The 23,135-nt window shown below is 40.4% G+C and carries 23 protein-coding genes, 1 tRNA gene and 1 pseudogene; 13 read left to right on the top strand and 12 right to left on the bottom strand.

Annotation, left to right across the window (positions count from 1 at the left end; translation table 11 throughout):
• Positions 1–903: pseudogene (locus tag AB5Z52_RS06470) on the top strand (hypothetical protein); the annotation flags it as partial.
• A gap of 177 nt (positions 904–1,080) precedes the next feature.
• Here the strand turns inward: AB5Z52_RS06470 and AB5Z52_RS06465 are convergent.
• The 6 genes from AB5Z52_RS06465 to AB5Z52_RS06440 form a co-directional block, all read right to left on the bottom strand.
• The gene (locus tag AB5Z52_RS06465; protein WP_021151001.1) at positions 1,081–1,359 is read right to left on the bottom strand and encodes a rhamnogalacturonan acetylesterase; all 279 of its coding nucleotides are present in this window, start codon (positions 1,357–1,359) and stop codon (positions 1,081–1,083) included.
• A gap of 53 nt (positions 1,360–1,412) precedes the next feature.
• Entirely contained in the window at positions 1,413–1,541 is a 129-nt protein-coding gene (locus tag AB5Z52_RS06460; RefSeq protein ID WP_256926305.1) for a hypothetical protein, read from the bottom strand.
• A 221-nt stretch (positions 1,542–1,762) separates the two neighbouring features.
• The gene (gene uxaC, locus AB5Z52_RS06455; protein WP_021150999.1) at positions 1,763–3,148 is read right to left on the bottom strand and encodes a glucuronate isomerase; all 1,386 of its coding nucleotides are present in this window, start codon (positions 3,146–3,148) and stop codon (positions 1,763–1,765) included.
• Between the two features lie 20 nt (positions 3,149–3,168).
• The gene (locus tag AB5Z52_RS06450) at positions 3,169–4,674 is read right to left on the bottom strand and encodes a UxaA family hydrolase (protein WP_117474578.1); all 1,506 of its coding nucleotides are present in this window, start codon (positions 4,672–4,674) and stop codon (positions 3,169–3,171) included.
• Between the two features lie 2 nt (positions 4,675–4,676).
• Complete coding sequence (locus AB5Z52_RS06445) at positions 4,677–6,092, bottom strand: tagaturonate reductase (protein WP_117474577.1); 1,416 nt, start codon at positions 6,090–6,092, stop codon at positions 4,677–4,679.
• A 96-nt stretch (positions 6,093–6,188) separates the two neighbouring features.
• Positions 6,189–7,169, bottom strand: coding sequence for a LacI family DNA-binding transcriptional regulator (locus AB5Z52_RS06440; RefSeq protein WP_003127161.1), 981 nt, complete (start codon positions 7,167–7,169; stop codon positions 6,189–6,191).
• Positions 7,170–7,623: 454 nt separating this feature from the next.
• On the opposite strand from AB5Z52_RS06440, the gene AB5Z52_RS06435 reads away from it, so the two are divergent.
• The 5 genes from AB5Z52_RS06435 (at position 7,624) to AB5Z52_RS06415 (ending at position 11,322) form a co-directional block, all read left to right on the top strand.
• Positions 7,624–8,937: a glycoside hydrolase family 28 protein gene (locus tag AB5Z52_RS06435; RefSeq protein ID WP_003127164.1), complete on the top strand. Its 1,314-nt coding sequence runs from the start codon at positions 7,624–7,626 to the stop codon at positions 8,935–8,937.
• A 170-nt stretch (positions 8,938–9,107) separates the two neighbouring features.
• Positions 9,108–9,299 (top strand): hypothetical protein, encoded by a 192-nt coding sequence (locus AB5Z52_RS06430; RefSeq protein ID WP_003127165.1) that lies wholly within the window; start codon positions 9,108–9,110, stop codon positions 9,297–9,299.
• A 289-nt stretch (positions 9,300–9,588) separates the two neighbouring features.
• Positions 9,589–10,035, top strand: a complete 447-nt coding sequence (locus AB5Z52_RS06425) for a GNAT family N-acetyltransferase (protein ID WP_288551401.1) — start codon at positions 9,589–9,591, stop codon at positions 10,033–10,035.
• 87 nt (positions 10,036–10,122) lie between these two features.
• On the top strand, positions 10,123–10,986 hold the full coding sequence (locus tag AB5Z52_RS06420) for a VOC family protein (RefSeq protein WP_034704718.1): 864 nt from the start codon (positions 10,123–10,125) through the stop codon (positions 10,984–10,986).
• Between the two features lie 117 nt (positions 10,987–11,103).
• Entirely contained in the window at positions 11,104–11,322 is a 219-nt protein-coding gene (locus AB5Z52_RS06415; RefSeq protein ID WP_005472469.1) for a hypothetical protein, read from the top strand.
• A 200-nt stretch (positions 11,323–11,522) separates the two neighbouring features.
• Here the strand turns inward: AB5Z52_RS06415 and AB5Z52_RS06410 are convergent, their stop codons facing one another.
• From AB5Z52_RS06410 to AB5Z52_RS06395, 4 genes are all read right to left on the bottom strand, one after another.
• Entirely contained in the window at positions 11,523–12,014 is a 492-nt protein-coding gene (locus tag AB5Z52_RS06410) for a prolyl-tRNA synthetase associated domain-containing protein (protein WP_029486906.1), read from the bottom strand.
• A gap of 353 nt (positions 12,015–12,367) precedes the next feature.
• Positions 12,368–12,778 carry a hypothetical protein gene (locus AB5Z52_RS06405; protein WP_288551526.1) on the bottom strand — a complete coding sequence of 137 codons (411 nt, stop codon included), beginning with the start codon at positions 12,776–12,778 and terminating at the stop codon, positions 12,368–12,370.
• A gap of 57 nt (positions 12,779–12,835) precedes the next feature.
• Positions 12,836–13,138, bottom strand: coding sequence for a hypothetical protein (locus AB5Z52_RS06400; protein WP_003127173.1), 303 nt, complete (start codon positions 13,136–13,138; stop codon positions 12,836–12,838).
• 710 nt (positions 13,139–13,848) lie between these two features.
• Positions 13,849–13,930, bottom strand: a tRNA-Leu gene (locus AB5Z52_RS06395).
• A 197-nt stretch (positions 13,931–14,127) separates the two neighbouring features.
• On the opposite strand from AB5Z52_RS06395, the gene AB5Z52_RS06390 reads away from it, so the two are divergent.
• From AB5Z52_RS06390 to AB5Z52_RS06375, 4 genes are all read left to right on the top strand, one after another.
• The gene (locus tag AB5Z52_RS06390; protein WP_124018874.1) at positions 14,128–15,237 is read left to right on the top strand and encodes a hypothetical protein; all 1,110 of its coding nucleotides are present in this window, start codon (positions 14,128–14,130) and stop codon (positions 15,235–15,237) included.
• A complete protein-coding gene (locus tag AB5Z52_RS06385) occupies positions 15,237–16,451 on the top strand; it encodes an ABC transporter permease (RefSeq protein WP_142434598.1) in 1,215 nt (404 codons plus the stop codon). Before AB5Z52_RS06390 ends, AB5Z52_RS06385 begins: the two co-directional genes overlap by 1 nt.
• Positions 16,452–16,462: 11 nt before the next feature.
• Positions 16,463–17,338: an ABC transporter ATP-binding protein gene (locus AB5Z52_RS06380; protein WP_005472477.1), complete on the top strand. Its 876-nt coding sequence runs from the start codon at positions 16,463–16,465 to the stop codon at positions 17,336–17,338.
• Between the two features lie 202 nt (positions 17,339–17,540).
• Positions 17,541–18,758 (top strand): pyridoxal phosphate-dependent aminotransferase, encoded by a 1,218-nt coding sequence (locus tag AB5Z52_RS06375; protein WP_003127177.1) that lies wholly within the window; start codon positions 17,541–17,543, stop codon positions 18,756–18,758.
• Positions 18,759–18,906: 148 nt separating this feature from the next.
• Here AB5Z52_RS06375 and AB5Z52_RS06370 read toward each other — a convergent pair whose 3' ends face one another.
• Positions 18,907–19,086: a DUF2187 domain-containing protein gene (locus AB5Z52_RS06370; RefSeq protein ID WP_003127178.1), complete on the bottom strand. Its 180-nt coding sequence runs from the start codon at positions 19,084–19,086 to the stop codon at positions 18,907–18,909.
• 141 nt (positions 19,087–19,227) lie between these two features.
• Between AB5Z52_RS06370 and AB5Z52_RS06365 the strand changes: the two genes are divergently transcribed.
• Together AB5Z52_RS06365 and nagA are read left to right on the top strand one after the other, a co-directional pair.
• Positions 19,228–20,085 (top strand): helix-turn-helix transcriptional regulator, encoded by an 858-nt coding sequence (locus AB5Z52_RS06365; RefSeq protein ID WP_003127180.1) that lies wholly within the window; start codon positions 19,228–19,230, stop codon positions 20,083–20,085.
• Between the two features lie 56 nt (positions 20,086–20,141).
• Complete coding sequence (gene nagA / locus AB5Z52_RS06360; RefSeq protein ID WP_005472479.1) at positions 20,142–21,287, top strand: N-acetylglucosamine-6-phosphate deacetylase; 1,146 nt, start codon at positions 20,142–20,144, stop codon at positions 21,285–21,287.
• Between the two features lie 189 nt (positions 21,288–21,476).
• Here the strand turns inward: nagA and AB5Z52_RS06355 are convergent, their stop codons facing one another.
• The gene (locus AB5Z52_RS06355; protein WP_368266852.1) at positions 21,477–22,073 is read right to left on the bottom strand and encodes an aromatic acid exporter family protein; all 597 of its coding nucleotides are present in this window, start codon (positions 22,071–22,073) and stop codon (positions 21,477–21,479) included.
• Positions 22,074–22,169: 96 nt separating this feature from the next.
• On the opposite strand from AB5Z52_RS06355, the gene AB5Z52_RS06350 reads away from it, so the two are divergent.
• Positions 22,170–23,120: an aromatic acid exporter family protein gene (locus AB5Z52_RS06350; protein ID WP_003127184.1), complete on the top strand. Its 951-nt coding sequence runs from the start codon at positions 22,170–22,172 to the stop codon at positions 23,118–23,120.
• The last annotated feature ends 15 nt before the right edge of the window (positions 23,121–23,135 follow it).

The following is a 23,135-nucleotide window of genomic DNA, read 5'->3' as shown; positions in this document are numbered from 1 at the left end:
AAACTTTCTGCGTCCATTTACTACTATAACGAAGTGAAGATCAAATTTGTTGATGAAAAAAATCAACCGCTCTTAGATTCGGGGGAAATCAGAGGGCTGATCACCCATTCTGTTGATTTATCTTCGTTCTATCCCACCATTACTGGGTACTATCCGATCCGAGAAGAAAAAGACCACATCATTGTCATGCCAGGTTCTCAAGAAGTTTTCCATCGTTACAAAAAAGGTGTCCCACTACTCTTTACATTAAAAGACCGACAACAAAGAATCATGATTCCACGCTTTTCTAAAGAAGTCAAGTTATCTTATGACCTTTCCCATGACAGCCATCAAAGCGTCCAAGTTGTTGCCCAATATGGGGAGAAAAAACAGGTGCTAAGAAACTATGATGTGGGAAATACACAAACGGAAGACTCGGTCGTTTTCGAAGTACCAGAAGAATGGCTTAATAAAGAGGTAAAATTATATCTAGAGAATAAAGAGGGGGATCAATCAGCAGCAGAAACTCGCGTGTTTGTTCCTGAGTCAGGACCAAGGCTGCAAGTGCCGGCAGTCTTATCTTTTGGAACACACCCTATTCCAGCTTTTAATCAGTATCTTTTTGCTGAAAGTCAACCAATCAAAGTGGAAGATAACAGTCGCTTAGAAAAAAGCAAATGGACAGTGAAAGTAAAAATCGATACGCCGCTTAAAAACAGTCAGCAACATGAGCTGCGAGATGCGCTGATTTTTGTTGATAAAACAGGGGATATTCTCTTGTCGGACAAAGCACAGCCGGTCTGGGAAGGCAGTGGATCCGCCACATTAGCTGAGAATCGATTGAAACTGTTATTGCGACCAACGGATCATGTCGGGGAGTATCACGGCTCGCTGGTTTGGATGTTTGAAGATGCGCCTCAGTAAAAAAATTTTCTATCCGTAAAGTTCAACCTTTTTTCATAATAAAACAAAGTAAGAAACAAGCCCTTAATTCACTAAGGCTGCGACATTCACATAGCTGAAATAAACAAGCAACGTGTTTTTCTCACTTTGGAAACACGTTGCTTGTTGTTGATTGGTAAACAAAGAATTCTAACCGAATTACAGCAATATCTCACTGCTGAGAGAAAGATTCGCTTCTTTGATTGCTTGACAAATCAAGCGAGCAACGATTAAAGCTCCTTGATCATTCAAGTGAGTATTGTCACTGATACCTTCGGGATAATTCGGATATTCGTTTTTTGAAAGATGCAAAAAATACTGGCGAGCTTGCCTAGTTGCAAATGTGGAAAAATAGTTTTGCGTCATCGTGAATATATCCAGACAAGGAATCTCAAAGGCAGCAGCAAAATCTCTCATAGCTTCTGGATAAGGTCCCATGGCTAGGTGATTCAAGTCATTATGCTGATGGAACTTCAAGCGAGTGATAGAAGTCAGTAAAACTGGATTTGCTTGCTTTTTTGTGCAACAGCAATAAACTGTGCTAAATTTTCTTGATGTTCTTTTGGCGTCGTTACTCGTTCAGGATCTGTTTTCTGGTCGTTGTGGCCAAACCGAATCAAGAAATAGTCTCCGGGAGCAAGTAGTTGCTCTGCGTGCAAGAGGCGTTTTTCTTGAATGAAGCTTTTGGTTGAACGTCCATTCATAGCTAAATTAATGACCGTAACCTCTGGGGAGAGGAAGGTTGGTATTTTTCACCCCAGCCAGTTTCCGGACGCTTGTCAGTCATTTTAGTTGCAGCAGTTGAATCACCGGCAATAATTAGTTTAACCATCATCCACCTCTAAAAATCAAAATAATCTGCTGCATTTTGGTAACAGATACCTTCAACAAATTCTTTTAACTGTCTGGTATCACTTGGTGCTTCGCCGCGAAGAATGAGTTCTCCCAACCATTCACAAAAAACTCTTCGGAAATATTCATGTCTGGTATACGAAAGAAAACTACGGGAATCAGTCAGCATACCAACAAAATTTGCTAACACGCTACCATCTGCAAACTTCGTCAATTGCCGACGCATGCCGGCACGGGTATCGTTGTACCACCAGCCAGAACCGAGTTGAAGTTTGTTGTTGCCTTCTTTTTGATAACAGCCCATCAGCGCTACCAGCACATCATAATCATTTGGATTCAATGAATACAAAATCGTTTGCGGAAGAGCCTCTTTCCTCTCCGCAGCATCCAGTAATGCTTGAAGTGGGCCAGTGATCGGCTGATCGTTGATGCCGTCATAACCTGTGTCAGGTCCCAATTGATTGAGCATATTCGTGTTGCAGTTTCTATAAGCATGAAGATGCAGTTGCATTGTCCAGCCATGGTTGTGATATTGTTCAAATAAATGAAGCAAGAGGGCAGAGCGATAGACTGCTGCTTCTGCTTCTGTAATGATTTCCTGATTTCTCGCTTTTTCAAAGATAGCTTGAGGAGTCACGCTGTTTTCTAGGAAATGGAAGTGATCCAATGCGTGATCGGATAAGCGACAATTCATTTGGTGAAAAAAAGTAATTCGGCAGTCAAGTGCTGTTAACAAGTCTTCATAGCTATCGATCCTGTGGCCAACAACTGTTGCTAATTGATCGATATAGTGGTTAAACCCACTTTGTTGGATATTTAAGGCTTTATCAGGACGAAAGGTTGGTAATACCCGAAAGCGGCTTTCTTCATTAGCCAATTTGCGATGAAATGCTAGTGAATCTGTCGGATCATCGGTAGTACAAATGAGTTGCACATTGCTGTTGGCGATGATTTCTCTTCTGCTAAAGGTCTTTGATTGCAATTTTTGGTTGACGATTTGCCAGATTTCTGGCGCGTTTTCTTCATTAATCATAAGATCGACACCAAAGAAACGTTTTAACTCCAAGTGGGTCCAGACGTAAAGGGGGTTGCCGATAATTTTAGGAACTGTCTGGCACCAAGCAATAAATTTGTCATAATCCGCTGCTTCGCCAGTAATCAACGATTCATCTACTCCACATGCCCGCATCAACCGCCATTTGTAGTGGTCACCGGCCAACCAAGCTTCGGTGATATTTCGGAAAGGATGATCATCATAAATCTCTTGGGGATCTAAATGGCAGTGGTAGTCAATGATCGGCATTTTCTTGGCGTATTGATGATACAAATCTTTGGCAAAGTCATTCGTTAGTAAAAAATCATCATTTAAAAACATTGGCTTCCTCTTTTCTTCGTTTATAAAATGACACCATTCTTGAAGATGGCGATTTCTCGAACATTGTTTGCTTCATTACGGGTTTTGGTCCCACTAGCGACCGCAATGATCGCTTGAATAAAATCAGCGAGAACGTCTTCCATTGGTTCATATAATAACCGACCTGCATTGAAATCCATCCAATGGGGTTTCTTCTCGAATAATTCTTGGTTGGTGGCAACTTTCATCGTAGGGACAAAGGCACCAAAGGGGGTTCCTCGTCCTGTCGTAAATAAGACCAACTGACAATCAGCCGAAGCGAGAGCAGAAGCAGCCACTAGGTCATTACCAGGTCCTTCAAGAAGACTGAGACCGCTTTCGCGGATTTTATCTCCGTATTTCAAGACGTCGACGACCGCAGAGGTGCCGGATTTTTGCGTGCAGCCTAAAGACTTATCTTCCAATGTGGTGATTCCACCCGCTTTATTGCCTGGAGAAGGATTCTCATAAACAGGTTCGCCATACGAAAGAAAATAATCTTTAAAGTCATTGATCAGATGAAGAATCTTTTCAAAAGTTGCTTGGTCTTTGGCACGAGACATCAATACTTGCTCGGCACCAAACATTTCCGGTACTTCCGTCAACACAGTGCTGCCACCTTGAGAAACCAAGAAATCTGAAAATGCTCCTAATAACGGGTTGGCAGTGATACCAGAAAATCCATCTGAGCCGCCGCATTTTAAGCCAACTTTTAATTCACTTAAAGGCACATCTTCCCGCCGGTCGTCTTTGGTAGCTTGCAGCAATTCGTGCAATAATGCTTCACCCGCTTCGATTTCATCTTGGCTTTTTTGAGCGACTAAGAATTTGACACGATCTGTGTCATAATCACCTAGCTTTTCTTTAAATTCAGCGACCGTATTGTTCTCACATCCGAGTCCGAAAACGAGCACCCCACCAGCATTTGGGTGTTGCACAGCATCAATCAAAATTTTCCGGGTGTTTTGGTGATCTTGCCCTAATTGAGAACACCCATAAGGATGTTTGAGAATCGTGACCGAGTCAAAGGTTCCTAAGTTGGGATGACTTTGTTTGAAATTTTCGACGATGATCTCAGCGATTCCATTGATACAGCCCACTGTGGGTATGACATACAAATCATTACGAATCCCGACTTTGCCATTTTTTCTCCGGTAGCCTTTAAAAGTCAATTGGCTTTTTGGATACACTACTGGTTGTAGGTTCGGCTCATAGGTATAAGCCAGCGTTCCTGAAAGATTGGTCTTGACATTGTGGGTATGTAGCCACTGTCCAGCTTTTACATCGGACAAAAGATGACCAATAGGGTAACCATACTTGATGACGTGATCGCCTTTATTCAAATCAATAAGTGCGATCTTGTGACCTTGAGGAATCTCCTCTGTAAAACTATAGGATCGCCCTTCAAATGTAAGCTGTGTCTCTTTCGTGATTGCATGCAGAGCAACCGCAACATTGTCTTTTAGATGCAATTTGAGAAAATCGCTTTTGTTTTTTATTTCTGTCATAATCATTCCGCCTTTTTTTGAGTCGGCTCATTTTTTAATGAGTCAACGAGGTGTCGAGAACCCTTGTTTGAAAGTAGCACTACCATTTGTGAAACTTCTTTGTTGAACACGCTCAAGTCCACTCCCCATAACTTTTCTTGTCCTAGAATAAAACTGACTTGTTCAGAAGATTCGAGGGCCCGTGCCTTTTCAAAGAGAGCTAGCACAGCTTCATCGTCTTGACAATCAGTCGTTAAATACAAGTAAATCAGTCCGGCTAATGATGCAATGATTCTTGGCGGCAGTAACTGTTGCTGATGATGACGGAGCAACAACGGCAAGAGACGTGCTTTAAATTTTGAGACGCTATTCAAGGCGATCGACTGCAGTTGATGATGAACATAAGGATTTTTAAACCGTTCTTTGATCTGTTCCGCATACTGGATCAATTCTTCTTGCGGCAGGTCTAGCATAGGAATCAGTTCTTCATTGAATAGCTCATCAATGAAGCATGTAAAATCAGGATCAAGCATCACCTCTTCAACCGTTGCCAAACCAGCTAGAAGGGCCAGAGGGACCATGGCTGTATGAGGGCCATTCAAAAGATGCACCTTCCGTTCACGATAGGGGGTCAGGTCTTCAGTAAAGATTACATTCAAACTCGCAGCTGGCAATGGAAGTTTCTGAGATACAGTATGCGATGGGTTTTCGATCACCCACAACATGAATGGTTCGGCAGTGACCATCAAACGGTCCTCATACCCGTGTAATTGATTCAACTCCTCTGCTTTTGATTGGGGGTAGCCAGGAACGATTCGGTCGACTAAACTACAGCAGAAAGTGTTTTCATTTTCTAACCAAGTATGAAAGCTGTCCTCTAGTTGCCACAGTGAGCAATATTGTTGGATACACGCTTTTAATTTTTCTCCATTTCGATCGATCAACTCACAGGGAATGATCGTGTAACCTGATTTATTCGCTTGGTACCGTTGATAGAGCAGCGCAGTTAACTTAGCCGGAAAACTTTTTGGCGGCATATCTGTCCGTTTGTCTTGAGGATCAAAGGCAATTCCTGCTTCAGTTGTATTGGAAACAATGATGTCCAAGTCATCAATTTCAGCTAGAGCTAAATAATCCTGCCATTGTTCATAGGGATTCAATACGCGGCTAATCGTCGTGATGATCTCAGAGGTTTGGACAGGACGGCCGTCTGCTAATCCTTCTAAAATTACCGTATACAAATGATTCTGCTGCGCCAATAGAGATCCTAGACCTTGTTGAATTGGTTGGACTACTACAGCGCTACCATTGAAGAGACCTTGCTTATTCATCTGCTGTAGCTGCCAGTTAAAAAAGCCTCGCATAAAGTTTCCTTCGCCGAATTGAATCACTTTTTCCGACTTGCGAGTAGGATGAGTCATTTCAGTTATTTTTTTCATTGTAACCTCCAATATTCATTGATTTATAATGAACGTCTGCCATTTTGCACACGTTAACATTTTTGGCAACAGCCAAAAGCATTCAAGAAGCGAATGCTAGAGGGAATCTCTGATTGTTAGTTCTGTATCTAAAAGGTATTGTTTTTGTGAAACAGAGCCGTTGATTGAATCTAGAAGCAGTTGTGCCCCAAGCTGACTCATTTCAAAAACGGGCTTGCTAATGGTTGTCAACGGGGGATTCGTATATTTTGAAAACGGGACATTGTCAAATCCAATAATGGCGATATCGGCAGGGATTGCAAGGCCATATTCAAGACAAGTGTTGATTGCGCCAATGGCCATGTCATCGTTGGAACAGAAAATCACTTCTGGCGGCTCTGCAAGTTCCAGTAATTGTTTGGCACATTTTCGACCGCTCTCGATAGAATAGTCTCCAGTGACAGCGTATTCTGTTGGAAACGCTAGCCCGTGCTCAGTAAGAGCCCGCATGAAACCTGTCTTACGCTCTATACTGGAACGAAAAGTTGGCTTGCCTTCAATGATCGCAACTTTCTTATAGCCTAACTGAATCGCGTAGTCAATGGCTTGATAAACGCCTTGCGCATCATTGCTTGTGACATTTAAAAATGATGGTCTATCCATTTGTCGATTGAGAACGACCACTGGCAAATCTAAGTGACTGATTTCTTCGATGAAAGTGTCATCTTGATCACTTTGACTCATAACGATGATGCCATCCATCCTTGGCAAGTCCTCAACTGGACTGGTAAGGGTCGTCATATCGTGGACCGCTAAGCGATACTCTGGCGGTAGGGTGGTATTGATTCCCTTGATCACTTCAACCAAAAAGCGATCCGATGTACCTGCCGACAAATTAGAAAAGTAAAGGCCAATAATATACGACTTCTGATTGACTAGACTTTTGGCATTGACATTCGGCGTATAATTTAAAGAACGCGCAATGTCACCAATTTTCTTTTTTGTGGCTGGCTTGATTAGTGGACTGTCATTTAACGCTCTTGAAACCGTGGTATGGGAGACGCCTGCGATTTTTGCAATATCTTTGATAGTGACCATATGTATCCCTCGACTTTCTCATTGGTTTTAGCATATATCCTAAAGAGAGGAATGTCAATATATCAATAATGCACACGTTAACTTTTTTCTTTGAACCTGTATTCACAAGAAATTTTTTATGCTAGAATGGACATATCTTAAGAAATGATTCTGTCAGTAATTACAGGAGAAATCCCATGAAAAGGGTAGGGGCTATTCAGAAACATTCAACCTTTTTTTATAACATTTTCCTTCCATTTTCTATAATTAGAAGCGTTTTAATAATAGCGTTTGGAAGTTTCATTTATCATCGCACGTATAAGGATATTCAGAAAACATTGGTCCAAAATCAGCAAAATTTCGTTCAGCAAGTCAAAGGAAATCTCGATCAAAAAATTCAGATCGCTTTAAAGGATTTGCACAGCTGTGCAAACCAGCCTTTTAATAGAACCTTTAAAGAAGGAAGGGGAAAAGAATGGAAATTAGTATTGACATCAACGATTATTTAAATGAAAAGTCAGTGACAGCAACAATCCAAGGGTATATCGATCAGCTTCATCAGGCAGGAGGAGGGAGGCTGATGTTTGCCTCGGGGGTGTATCCAACAGGTTCACTGATGTTAAAAAGTAATGTTGAACTCCATCTACAACCGGGAGCTGTTCTTCGATTCTCGGATGATCCCAAAGAGTATCCAGTGGTGGTTTCGCGTTGGGAAGGGGTGAAACGGGAAGTCTATGCTTCTTGTATCTATGCCGACGGTGCCGAAAATATTGCAATCACAGGTTTTGGCACGATAGATGGTCAAGGTCAGAAATGGTGGGATGTCTTTCGCAATCATCCAGAGCAGTTAGAATATCCGCGACCAAAACTGATCAGTTTTGATTCCTGTCAGCAAATCACATTGCGAGATGTTAGTTTGGTTAATTCTCCTAGCTGGACAGTCAATCCAATCTTATGCCAAGACATCACTGTGGATAATATTAAGATCAAAAATCCTGCAGACTCGCCAAATACTGATGGCATTGATCCGGAGTCTTGCAAAAATGTTCGTATCAGCAATTGTTTGATCGATGTAGGGGATGATTGTATTGCCATTAAATCAGGAACAGAAGAGACAAAAGAACGCGTTTCCTGTGAAAATATCACGATCAGCAACTGTCAAATGCTCCATGGTCATGGTGGGGTCGTTTTAGGAAGCGAAATGAGCGGAGATATTCGCAATGTGACCATCTCAAATTGTATATTCCAAGACACCGATCGCGGCATTCGTTTGAAATCTCGTAGAGGACGCGGCGGGATTATTGAGGATATTCGAGTGAACAACCTAATTATGGACAATGTGATTTGCCCATTTACGCTGAATTTGTATTATTTTTGTGGTCCCAAAGGAAAAGAAAAGTATGTTTGGGATAAAAATCCTTACCCAATCTCTGAGGAGACTCCTCAGTTTAGGAGAATTCATTTTGTCAATATCTCCGCGCGAAATGTTCATGCTGCTGCTGGTTTTATTTATGGTTTATCTGAACAATTCATTTCAGATATCTCGTTTCATGAAGTAGCAATTTCCATGGCAAAAGAGCCCATACCCGGAAAACCAGCTATGATGACTGGAATGGAAGAGATGACCAGTCAAGGATTCTATATTGGCTGTGCTAAAAATATTCATTTTGACCGTTTAGAATTAGTCGATGTTGAACATGCCTTCCATATCGAGAATAGCCAGGGGATTGAAGTTGACCGTTCCCAAGAAAATGGTAAGCCTCTCGTGCTTCATGGTGATTTTTCGTGAAACAGCGGCAAACGTTGCAAAGGTTTGGATCATTTCATAGAAAGGAACCAATAGTTCTTGTAAGAAAGTTCTTTTATGAGAAAACGATTGTCTCGAAAAGTTTTTGTTAGAACTCAATTAACAAGAACCAGTGTCGGCTTATTTTTGCCTATCCTTATGAGAAAAAGCTAGTGCCGTTTGTTCTTTTCAACCACTCTCATGGAGGCAGTTTTTCTATTGGCAAAGAAGAATTACGCAGTAGCAGTCACTATTTGCAGCCAGAAAGTTTTCTAGAAACATTGATCGCTGAGGGTTATGCAGGTGGAGCAATCGATATTTGGGAATTTGGTGAGAGAAAACATGGTGAAAGTACGGTGTTTTAAAATTTTCGTTCATAGGACAAACCACTCTGGACCACCATACTCAATAACAATCAACAGTTCTGAATCTACAATAATGCGTATTGATGGATCAGAAAGTAAATCAGATATAAAAACGGCTGGCAGCCTAGAGGGGGCTTGCCAGCCGTTTTATATCGTCTGTGCTTTATAAGAACTTATTATATTAGAGAAGCCAACTACGCCAAAAGGGTTTCCGAAAAAACAATTATCAAGCCGAAAGTGGTAAAATAATGCGAATGCTGCTTAATTTCAATAAGGAAGGATTTTTGAAATGGAAATTAAATTTTTGCAAAAAGATCAACCAAACTGGTTGGCTTATGCGGGTCAAATTGCCAGCGTCGATTGGAAAGCTGCTGCATTTGTAGCAAATAAGATGCGTCAGAGAAGCTATAACGACTGGGAAGGCGTTTTTGTGGCTGTTGCCCACAATCAATTAGCTGGATTTTGTACGATCGTCAAAGAGGATATTGTCCCTCTTCAAGTCGCCCCTTTTATTGCGACCGTGTATGTTGCTCCCAGCTATCGCGGCAATCATCTTAGTCAGCAATTGGTATCTACTGCAGAACGGCGCTTGCATCAGATCGGTTTTGATACGATCTATATTGTCACTCAGCTGTCAGGTTTGTATGAAAAATTGGGCTATCAACAAATTGAGACAGCCACCGATCGCTTTGGGAGAAGGATGCGTGTTTTGGCAAAAAATGAAGAATTCTGCTAGTCAAGCAAATCTCTTTACTTACTTTAAGTTAGTATTATTATTAAAGTAACAAGTCATCCATTCGAGATGAGAAAAGGAGCAGAAACAATGACGGTGATTATTCCAGAATTTCAACTTCATGAACAGACTCAAATTGGGAAAGTTGTCTTAAAAGTAGCCAACTTAGAAAAAATGATTGCTTTTTATACTCAAGTGATCGGACTATCATTGATCGAAAAAAATCAGCAGACAGCTCGCTTAGGTACGGCAGAGAAAATACTGCTTGAATTGATCAAAGTCGAAAATCCATTGCCTCTCACAAGGAAAACAGGACTGTTTCATGTCGCTTTCCTTTTGCCGACTCGCAAAGATTTAGGCAATACATTGATCCATTATTTGCAAAGCAATGCACCGATCGATGGCGCCAGTGATCATGGCTACAGCGAAGCATTGTACTTAACAGATCCCGAGGGGAATGGGATTGAAGTGTATCGTGATAAACCAAAATCTGAATGGGATATTCGAGAAGATGGCGAAATTGTTGGAATTACAAAAGAAATGGATGCAGAGGGGGTTGTCGCAGCAGCAGACAGCCAACAATCAAGTTTCCCCACAGGTACTATTGTGGGACATGTTCATTTAAAAGTTGCTGATTTAGCCCAGACAGAAACTTTTTATACCCAAGTCGTAGGACTGAGCTTAAAAAATAATTTTGGGAACCAAGCAAAATTTTTTGCGGCAGGAGATTATCATCACCATATTGGCTCGAATACTTGGATGGGCAAAGGTGTGACTCCTATGGCAGACAATGACCTAGGATTGGCTTATTATACCTTTGTGCTCCCAGACAAAGAAGCCTTTGAGTCATTGCTCACGCATCTTGAGAAGGAAAATGTATCCCTTACTCTTGAATCAAGTAGGCGTTTGGCTTTATTGGATCCAAATGGCATCCAAGTCAAAATGGAATACTAGGTAAAAATGATAGCTTTTGATGTTTTTGAATCCTTGATAGCAGTTTCAGTCTAAAGACGGATGGGGAAAGATCGGCTTTATGAGATACTTGGCATATCAAAAAAGGAGTGCAGGAACATGAAATGGTGGCATCTGATGAATACGCTATGGGTTTCATTGATTTTAACTAGTTTGTTGGTACTATTTGTTCAAGACCCATTTATGACTAATTATGGCATCGATCCAATGGCGAAATTTGCTTACTTGGCATTGATTGGTATTCTTGCGATTGGATTATATGGCGTCCAATCCGTCTGGAAACATCAATTAATGAAAGTATCAATGACAAAAAAATAAGCGGGGACCCGTCAGTGGGTCCTTTTTTGTTTTTGAAAGTCAGTAGCGGATGTGAAGCAAAAAATACCTTTTAGATGATAGTTTGCCGGGCAGCAAGTTTTGTGCACATTGATGAGGGGTGACTGGCGGGTTTGACAAAATAGATGCCAGTAAAAAGTATCAGGGCTGTGCGGATTGATTCCAGCACAACCCCATGAAAATCAGGAGATATCTATGATCTGATAAGAAAAGCCATTGACCGTTAAAAAGTTGAATACATCCTTGGTAGCAAGGAAGATCGTCTTGGTATTTGTATTAGGATGGAAACTCATTCGTGGTTCTTTAGTGATTTCGCGCTCAAAGAAAATCTGAATATCTCGCTCCGAATTGCTTAAGAGCCCAAATATGGAGACAACGCCAGGTGGCAAGTGCATTTTTTTCCTCAAAAGATCAGGAGAAGCTAATTTGACTCGTGATTCACCAGTGATTTCTTTGAGCAGATTTAGATCAAGCCGTTTTTGATCGTCCATTATTAGGAGATAATAGGCGGTCTTTTTTTTATTGGTTAAAAACATCGATTTTGTTCGAACCCCATCAATTCCAGCAATAAAGCTATCTGCTTCCGCAGTTGTACTTGCAGGCGGGTGTTCGATCACTTCAAAGGAAATGTTCAAGTCGGTCAGTCTTGCAGCAACAGATTCAAAAGGATCCAATATGATCAACCCCTAGTCTCTTTTTTATTACTATATCATAGGTATAAGTTTTAAAATGCCTATTCAATCGCATGAAAGATAGAGAGAGTAACAAAAAAGCAGCTTAGCTGCTAGTGTAGGTCGTTAACTTTAGTGATCGAAATCTGAAAACAGATCTGAAAAACTTTCTCATAAAGAATTGAGGAGCAAAGAGATTTCGTCATGCGCATGGATCGAGCGTCTGTCAGTGAGCAGAAGCTGCTTTTTACAGGCTGATTCTGCCATTAGTTGTCAAAACAACCCCATTTGCTTGATAAAGAGCAAGTAAGCGTCTCGTTACCAAATTATTTTTCCAAAGATTCATAAGCAGAAAGTTACTGAGATTCTTCGGTTGCAAGTTTGAGACTAAATTTAGAGATCACCCACAGTAGAACAGCAGCAATCAGGGTACCAACAAATCCAAAAAACATGTCTAGGGGATCGGGGGTATTCATAACGCCTAATACCGTTTCGCTTAATAAATTGGCAATCAGCAAGAAAATAGTCAATCCGAGAGTATAGGTGAATTTGACGCCCATCAATAACCAAAAATACCCTAGCAGACCAATGATCAAGCTAATAGAGAAATTGGAAATGTGTAAATAAAAGTCGGGGAAAATCGCTGTAAAAAAGGTTATATCTAGATATTTTGATAAATAGGCAAATAGTGCCAAAAAAATCAGTAGTAAATAGAGTAAAGATGCCCAAACTTTTGGGTAATAATGTAGCTTTATTTGATTTTTCAATATGAACTCCTGTAATCGATTGATTGGCTCAAAGCCGTAGCTATTGTACTGGGATAGTTAGGGATTGTTAATAAAAAACGCAGCTAGTGTGTTTTTTATTTGTTTATAGTCTTTTGTAACAAAATAGTTGGCTGGGACATTGATGATCGGCAGATCATTTTCGTTGTCAAACGGGACAAATGGATCAGGTACAACCAAATAATCCACTTGGTCTTTATCGCGGAAATAATTGATTGAGACATCATAATCATTGGCGAAATAATTCTTAAGCTCAGAATAATCTGCAAAAAAGAACGCTGGTGACAATGTGGTATAACTGAGCCCATTACTTGCAGTCAAAACGAAACAGATTTTTTTCATCTTATTTCTCCTTTTTTATGATTTTATTCGTACGTATATGTTAAGGGGGTGATCGATGAGAATGGTGTAAAAATACTAAAGGATCAAGAAAGTGTCCTGCACGTATTTACCAAACAATGTTTAAACCAAAACAGCTCGGTTGTCTGTGTCTTTTTATAGACAAGTTCATTCTTTTTTACTGGTCAATCGAGTGCTGTTAATTAGTGAGACCTGACTAACGACGGTCTAAATGAAAAGCAATTATTTGCTGACTCTAGTTTCTTTTTTTTGGTTTCTTTTATCATAGAGAAGTTTGAGCAACTCATAGAGAGCCGTGAGTATTGCAATGCAAAAAAGTAAAGTCGTATATCTGATAAGAAAAATTAGATTGAACCATAATCCGTAGACCATCGGCATAACCACGATCAAGCAAAGATACAATTCGATTTTTCGGCGTCTCCTCAATTGCAGCCATCGTTCATCAGACATGTTCTCGCTCCTTTGATCAAGATAGAATTTCCATGCAATCCTCTATGTGTTTGACTCAACGTATAGACAAATAGAAGAAATACTTAGAAACAGTATAACCGAAAATGACAAAACCACATAACTAGGACGGCAATTTCGTCCTAGTTGTGTCTTTGTCATAGATTTATAAATAACAATTGCATAAAACTAATTGAACTGGAAATACAAAAAAAGCAAATTACCGAAGTAATTTGCCGGTACGATGCAGACGATGGGATTTGAACCCACACGAGCTAAGCTCACACGCCCCTCAAGCGTGCGTGTCTGCCGTTCCACCACGTCTGCTTATTGTTTTTGTATACTGACAGCTGATTGCAGCCATCACGTCTAAAAAACATGTTACCGATTATCTTCACGTTTGTCAATGCTATTTTAGGGATTTATAAAAGGACATTTTTCTTGCTTTTTATTGAAAAAAATATTTAAGTGGCAGAATCTGGTATAATGAGAAAATAACTTTGGAGCTTTAAGGAGATTGATAAATGAACTACTTTAAAAATCTGCTGGCTAAATCGATTCGGCAGCGCCGTTTTTTGTTTACGATGATAGCAGCGTTCTTGATTGGTGTGGGGCTCGCTTTTTATCTTACATTCATGGAACCAGTGAATGTACAGGCAGAAATCACTATGCAAAAAGCGCAAGCATTACGGCTTGTAGACAATTATCAGAATTATCCAAATGAATCTCAGGACAAGCAAGAAACCTATCAACTGCTGCTGGCAAACAACACATTATCTAATCGGCAAGCCTCGAATCTAATCATGGAAGAATTTCCTCGTTTCAATCGGACCAGTGAAGAGATTGCAAAAATTCAGCTGCAATTATGGGAAACCGCTTTACCAGATAAAGCCTTTTTACCATCTATCTGGCAATTGCAGCAAAATAAAGTGGTAGCAGCGCAATTAGAAGAACAGGAAAAAGCTCCTTTTCTTACTGTTGACAATGCGCAGACTGCTGTTGCGTTGACTATTCAAGTGTTATTGGGATTTGGCTTTTTATTCCTGGCATTTTTTGCTAGCGATAATTTGCTGGAAGAAAAGCGCCATTTTTCTCTGATCCATTCCTATCCACAAGTCTTCCCTATAAGGATGATCAGTAAAGTCGGGGTAAAGATGATTGGTCATCTGGCAACGATCAGCCTGTTGCTTCTAGGAATCACTGCGGCCATGTCGGTGATCGGACGATGGGGGGATTGGCACTATCCAACGGCTATCTATTATCATCATACTTGGCATGCCGTACCTTTCTGGCAATACTTTCTATTGGTACTCGTGCTTTTGACAACTTTGATTATTGTGACAGAATTACTGGGCTTTGTGGCCAATGTTTTGATTCCAAATCGCTATGTTTCTTTTTTTCTCCTTTGTCTTTGCTATGGTCTCGGTACAATAGCTAGTACACCATTCAGTAAATATTCCCCTTTTGCTGTTTTTAATTTGCAAAAGATCCTCACAGGTGAGTTTGCAGTCAGATCGCAATCGACAGTCGGGTTAGGGACAGCTTTCATCCTTCTTTTCTTATGGGGGGTGGGAGCGGTCACCTTCTTGCTGATCGCAGATAAGAAAAACTGGCTAGCGAAAGGAGTCATATAATGAAAAATTATTTTCTCTTTGAACTACAGCAATTAATCAAAAGTAAAAAAACGATCGGGCTATGGTGCTTGTTAGTAATCGTTGCTGGCGTATACAGTTTTCGTGATCGCACCTATCGGCCAATTGAGCGAATAGACAAAAATGAAATTGAACAGCGGTATTTGACTAGACAATCCTTTTTGGATGAACAAGCAGAAAATCCCTCAGATCATTGGTCCGCCGCCATGGCAGTAGCGATGTTCGAGCCATGGAATCAAGCAGATAGCTTACGATTAACTTCCCTAGCTGCCAATGATTGGCAAAAGTATGCCAAAGCAACGAGCCAATGGTATCAGCTGAGTCTCCAATATACCGATGATGAAACAATTTTCTTCACGCCTGACTATTATACTTATCAGAACTATTATGCGGCTTATGATGGGAAATACGGCTATGCCTCCACTGCAAAATGGATGGAAAGTGCCAGCCAATTACCAAACAAAAAGCTTTCCAAGTATGTGTTGGAACAAAAAACGGGTATCCAATCTGTTCAGCGGGCATTTACGAATTACTTGCCGTTTCTCTTTCTTGGCGTGACGATCTTTTTGGCAATCGATAGTCTGACCAAAGATCGTCGACACAAAAGCTTATTCTTATCTTTGCCGGTGACGGTAGATGAGATTCTTTGGGCGAAGACAGCGGCACTGTTTATTGTGTCAACACTGATGATGATCAGTACACTCGTTTTGATTTGGATCGGTGTCGGCTGCCAATTCGGCTTTGGCTCATTGGACCTACCCGTCAGTATCTTGTCTTCATCCTTTGATGCCCGTTATCCTATTTCTTCTGCCGATGTTTTTTATACACGCCCTGTTGGAGTTTTCTTACTTCAGTGTATAGGGGTAGGAATCGTGCTGCAATTGATCTATATCCGAGGCATTCTTTTGCTGAGCACACTTTGGCGTTCAGAATTAGCCAATCTCTTTCTTGCTGGTTTTGGCTTGATTAGTCCACTTATTTTTCAGAGACGCTGGTTTAGTGCATTCTTGGATAAATCAAATGATGCCTATTTGTATCAAAATTATGGTCAGATCCTTTCAGGATTCAGCCGTTTTTATTTTGGGTCCTCTGAGTTTGTCCTTGCGAAAGGACTGCTGCTTTTTGGTGTAGTGTGGCTGCTGATCGAGATCGGTCTTTTTGTTCGTGTACAGCAGAAGCAATTTAAGCTTGTTTAGGAGGTTTGGAAATGTTAGCAATGAAAAACGTAACTGTGACATTTAAACGAAATGTTTTGGATGATTTAACGTTGGCCTTTCATCCTGGAGAAATCGTCGGCTTGGTGGCGCCGAACGGTACTGGAAAATCAACACTACTCAATGTATTGATGAATTTTGTTCAGCCGACTAGTGGGGAGATCTTTCTCGATCAAACACAGCTTTACACGTCCAAGAAGTCAGAAATGGCAGCTCACCAGAAAATCTCTTTTTTCCCTGATCAGAACGATCTATATAATGATCTCAGCGGATTAGAACATTTAAAACTTTATCAACGAATGTGGCGATCAGAGGAAGCGCTGATTGATCAAACCGTGAATCAATTAAGAATGACTGACTATATCAAGCGGCCGGTTGGAACCTATTCGTTGGGGATGCGTCAAAGACTGTGTTTTGCGATGCAGATCGTGACAGACACGCCCTATATGTTGATGGACGAAGTCATGAATGGGTTGGATCCGACCAATGTGGAATTGATTTCTAACGTTTTAAAAGGGTTGCGGGAGAAAAAGAAATCGATCCTGATTGCTTCCCATATTTTGACCAATTTGGATAGTTATGCAGATCGCGTTTTGTTTTTGAAAGATGGCAAGATTATCCATGAATACCTGGGAAAGAATTCTTTAGTAGATGAACCAATTTATTTAAAAGCAAAAGATCCAGAGTTTTTGGTTTCATTTCCCGAATTAACAACATTGACAATCGATCTTCAAGAACAGGTCTATTTAATCGAAATCAGTGATCCTCAGCTGCCGCAACGCTTTATTGAAGCTGGTTTTACAGAATTTTCAATTGGCCATCTCGCATTAGCTGAACGCTATTTAAAATTCTTTCCAGAGAATGACTGAACAAAAACGAATGAACGTCTAGGCAATAAAAGAGCGTTCATTCGTTTCTTTTAGAAAAGAATTTATTTAAAAGTCGTAAAGTTCTGTCAATTTGACCGTTTTTTTTCTAAACTTTTTGCTATAATAAATGCAATCTTTTAAAAAAGAATATCACTAGAACCAAGGTAATTTGCATTGATTCTACTGTCAAAGGAGAATTCGAATGAGAAAATTTGAAAAGTCATCAAAACTAGAAGGCGTAAGTTATGATGTCCGGGGACCAGTCCTAGAAGAAGCAGAACGGATGCAAGAAGAAGGCATCAGCATCTTGAAATTGAATACAGGTAATCCGGCACCATTTGGTTTTGAAGCGCCAAATGAGATCGTCCGTGACTTGATTATGAATGTGCGGGAGTCTGAAGGCTACTCTGATTCTAAAGGAATTTTTTCAGCCCGCAAAGCCATCGAGCAATATTATCAATTACAAAAGTTTCCAAATGTGACGATCAATGATATTTATACCGGAAATGGTGTATCAGAACTGATCACCATGTGTATGCAAGGGCTATGTAATAATGGCGATGAAGTGTTGGTGCCGATGCCTGATTATCCTTTATGGACGGCATCGATCTCTTTAGCTGGTGGAAAACCTGTACACTACATTTGCGATGAACAATCTGACTGGAACCCAGATATTGAAGATATTCGTTCAAAAATCACAAGTAAAACGAAAGCCATCGTGATCATCAACCCTAATAATCCTACAGGTGCTGTCTATCCAAAAGAAGTATTGCAGCAAATTGTTGATGTGGCTCGCGACCATGACTTGATTATTTTTTCTGACGAAATTTATGATCGGTTAGTGATGGATGATTATGTTCACGTCCCAATCGCTACATTAGCTCCGGATCGCTTTGTTGTGACTCTTGGTGGATTGTCTAAATCACATCGTGTAGCCGGATTCCGGGTTGGCTGGATGGTCCTTAGCGGGGATAAGAGAAACGTTAAAGATTATATTGAGGGCTTGAATATGCTTTCCTCTATGAGGCTTTGTTCAAATGTTCTTTCTCAGCAGATCATTCAGACGGCGTTAGGTGGCTATCAAAGTTCGGATGAACTGCTGCTTCCAGGAGGAAGGATCTATGAGCAAAGAGAGTATATTTATCAAGCATTGAATGACATTCCTGGTTTATCAGCTGTTAAACCTAAAGCGGCATTTTATATTTTCCCTAAGATCGATGTCAAACGCTTCAATATTAAGAATGATGAACAGTTTGTGTTGGATTTTCTGCATGAGCACCATGTGCTATTAGTGCACGGGGGCGGATTTAATTGGCAAGAACCAGATCATTTCCGAATCGTTTATTTACCGAATATGGATGATTTGAAAGCAACGACCGAAAAGATGCGGGAGTTTTTAGCCACTTATCAGCAAAAATAAGTAAGCAATAGTAGGAATGAACAATAGTAAAAAAAACGAACAGTTGGCTCCTTATCCTGTACCTTGTAGCAAGGCATCGGACCAGATCCAACTGCTCGTTTTTTTGATTGATCGAATATCTTAAAATCATAGCGCTTATTGCATATGCTTAGTCAGCAGTCTGCTGACATTTTTTTTTACTGATGATCATTCGATCATTGAATTTTTCCAGCATTTCTTCGCTAGGGTCTGTCACTTGGACAAGAACCGAATTTTCATATTCTCTTTCGACTTTTCCTGCATAGACCTTGCCTTCCCAAGTGAAGGTAATGGTGCTGTTAATCGTCATAGAAACACCTCGTTTTAAATTGTTAAAAAATACCAAGATATTGTTGGAATTGCTTTCCTTTTTGCTATTATGTGCTAAAATGAAGAAAATTAAAAATGCGAATTCGCATTTTTTTAATGTTGAAAAAGTTGGAGGAGAGTCATGGCAAATTCACAAGAATCCTTTGGCCAAATCATTCGCACGTTCCGCAAAAAGCGCAAGATGACACAAAAGATGTTGGCAGAAGATATCTGTTCACAAAGTGTTTTGAGCCGGATCGAAAATAATGAAGAATTACCGAATGTATTGGTCATGCATCAAATCTGTCAACGATTAGGCGTTACCTTAGATCAAGTAATGATGCTCCATGCTGAAGAGATCAATCGAACGAATCAAGTGTTCGCTCAAATGGAAAGCCATTTTGTTCATAAAGAGTACCAAGAGTTATTGACTAAACTGCAGGATAAAACGATCATGGACTATCTATATTTGGACGCAGACATGCAAATGTACTATTACTTTTTAGGGAGTTGCGAATATTTCTTGTTCCAAGATTATGAAGCAGCGATTGAAAGCCTTAAAAAAGGCTTATCCTACTCTTATCAGCAAGATAAAATCAATATCTCTGTGATGGAGATTCGACTCTTAAGTTGTATGGGGCGAGTGTATAATGATATGCAGCAATTAGAAGAAGCACGTTTTCATCTAGAAAAAAGTTACCATGGGGTGCAAGTGCTGCCGGCAGAACGGATGACCACAACCTTGACCAAAGTATTCTACAACTATGCAGTTTTTTTAGCGAAACAAGAAGAATTCACCACTGCTTTACAAATTCTAGAAGAAGGTATCGATCTTGCCAGAGAAAAGAACAGTTTCTATTTTTTAGAAGAATTATTTGAACTGAAAGGCCATGTCTTTGTCGCTCTTGACAATCAGCAAGCAGCCGATGAAAGTTTTGCTCTTTATCAAGCGGTCGTCGATATTCGAAATTCATCGAGAAATGGTGTAGACCTTTCTTGACTTCTTACTCAAATAAGAGTAATTTTAAGGAAGAAAAGAAATAAGGAGCGATCAAGATGAAAACATATATTTATGCGGACAAATTCTTTTTGAAGTCAGCTGTTCATGGGGCAGGTTATCTGGAGATCATTGACGGCAAATTTGGCGATATCGTCAATGAAGTACCGGAAGATGCGGAAGTAACTGATTATTCTGGGCAATGGATAGCTCCAGGACTCGTAGATACCCATATCCATGGGTTCATGAACCACGATGTCATGGACAACGATGCAGAAGGGATCAAAGCTATGTCAGAAGGCTTATTGTCTTGTGGTGTAACTTCTTTCTTGCCGACGACATTGACTTCCAGCAAAGAACGTCTAAGAGATGTAGCAGAAACTATCGGACAAGTGAAAGATTCTGTTACCGGTGCGAAAATCCAAGGGATTTATTTTGAAGGACCTTTCTTTACTGAAGAACACAAAGGCGCTCAAAATCCAATCTATTTTGGTGATCCAGACATCGATACATTCCACGAATGGCAGGAAGCTTCTGGTGGGATTATCAAAAAAATTGCCTTAGCTCCTGAACGTAAAGGCGTTACCGATTTTGTGTCTCAAGTGACAGAAGAAGGTGTTGTGGTTGCCTTAGGTCATAGTAATGGGACTTTACAGGAAGCTGAAGCTGCTGTTGAAGCAGGAGCCAGTGTTTTTGTTCATGCCTATAACGGAATGAGAGGACTAAATCACCGAGAACCAGGGATGGTAGGAGCATTGCTATCATTAAAAGAAGTATTCTCTGAATTGATCTGTGATGGACATCATGTTCATCCGCAAGCAGCTGAGATCTTGATGGAAAAAGCCGGGCATGACCATGTTGCTTTGATCACCGACTGTATGATGGCAGGAGGCATGCCGGATGGAGATTATATTCTTGGAGAATTCCCTGTTGTCGTAAAAGATGGAACAGCTCGTCTAAAAGAAGGAAATTTGGCCGGAAGTATTTTGAAATTAAAAGAAGCCATCAAAAATGTTGTTGAGTGGGAGATTGCTACCCCGCAAGAAGCAATCATGATGGCAAGTCTAGTGCCAGCAATCAGTTGTAAAATCGATGACAAATGCGGCATGATCAAGAAAGGTCGAGCAGCTGACTTTATCGTGTTGGACCCTCAAATGAATCTGCAAGCGACATTTTTAGATGGTGTTTGCCGGTACGAAGCTTAAGCAGAAAAAAGACACAGATCGCCAATTGGTGATCTGTGCTTTTTTTGTAAAAACGTTTAATTGTTTTATCGATTTTCATCAATAGCTGGAAGGTAGATCAAATTTTTCTTGCCCAACAAAAGAAAACAGCAAAAACGCCTTCCTCACAAGCTGTCTTGATACGTAAAAAGCTAAGTAGTGAGAGGGCGTTTATTTTTGTTCTTGCTGCTTGGAGATTTCTTCTTGAACATCTTCCAGCATAGTTTTCAATTCCGTTTCTCTTTCCTTCAATACAACCAAGTCTTCTTTGATTTCTGCTTGTTTTTCTTTTTCGGGAGGCCTCAAGACAAAATTGATGAAGATCGCAATCAGCGTACCAATAAAAGTGTCTAACACGCGATCTAATGCAAAAATAAAAGACTCTCCTTGTGGAACACTAAGAGTGATCAATAACATCGTAGCAATCCCAGAAATAATACCGGAATTATTATTGATCCCATCCGAAAGAACGATAATGAAGGCCACTAAAGCAGGGAGCACCAATAACTCGATCAAAAAATCATTGTGGAAATATTGTTTCATGAAGAAGTAGATGATGGCAGTAGCCCCACCAATCGAATTTCCTAAAACTCGTGATTTCCCAAAAGAAAGGGTCGTTGTTAAATCTTGACGTAGTGAGAAGATAGCGGAAAGGGCAGCGATCAAAGGCTGTCCGCGATTCAAAAATCGAAACAGCAAGATACACAACATGACAGCAATTGCGGTTTTTATCGTTCGCATCCCTAGACGAAAGCGGCCAAATTGCATGATCGATTTCCTCCTTTTCTTTAATCATAACCAAAATAACCGATAAATTCTAGTGAAATCCTTTTTTGTTTAGTATACTTTGAAAGGAGGTGCAGAATGAAAATTGGAATGAGAACAGTCAAGACAGCGATTGCTTCGGGTTTATCGATGGCAGTGGCTCAAGCGATTGGGTTATTATATGCGCCAGCCGCAGGGATCATTGCGATTTTGAGCGTAGGCAACACAAAGAAAACATCGCTTTATACGGGCATTGGACGCTTGATCTCACTGGCACTGGCGACAATTCTGGCATTTTGCAGTTTTTCGCTTCTCGGATATAATCCATTAGGGTTTGTGCTCTTTTTGTTTTTGTTCATCCCAATGGCTGTCCGTTTTTCATTGACAGATGGCATCGTGGTCAATTCAGTCTTAGTAACGCACTATTTACTGGAAGAATCCTTTGCTTGGCGCTTGATCGTCAATGAATTCTTGCTCATGATTCTCGGAGTTGGCTTTGCATTAGTATTTAATCTTTATATGCCAGATGGAGAAAAAGAACTGAAAGAATTGCAGCAAGAAACAGAAAAGACGTTTAAAAGACTTTTAAAAGATATGTCTGAACACTTAAATCAACCTTCTCGATTGACCTTGCAAGGGCAATGTCAATCATTATTGGCAAAGATTCGACAAGGACAAGAAAAAGCACAGGTTCATCAAGAAAACCAATGGAGCCAAAAGAATAGTTACTATGAAGCGTATTTTGCGATGCGGCGTGCGCAAGTTCGTTTGTTGACAGAAATGATTGGTCTCTTGCGATCCATTTGGGTAGAAGAAATTTATACAGAGAAATTTCGTGCCTTGCTGCTGTATACCGCAGAAACATTTGATGAAGCTAACGACGGCGAAGACCTTTTGCTAAGGATCGAAGAGTTGTATCAAGATTATCGACAAAAACCGCTGCCTAGAAATCGCGAGGAGTTTGAAAATCGCGCGCAATTGTTTCAATTTTTGCAGTCGTTTAAACGTTTTATTGAAATTAAAGCCGAATTTGCTGAACGGGATCATTAAGAAAAGGAAAGAATA

Source organism: Enterococcus sp. RTP21361st1_A6_RTP21361_211029, assembly GCF_040910045.1.
Lineage (GTDB): Bacteria > Bacillota > Bacilli > Lactobacillales > Enterococcaceae > Enterococcus_D > Enterococcus_D gallinarum.
The sequence above is the reverse complement of the archived record's forward strand: the minus strand, read 5'-3'. Positions and strand labels throughout refer to the sequence as shown.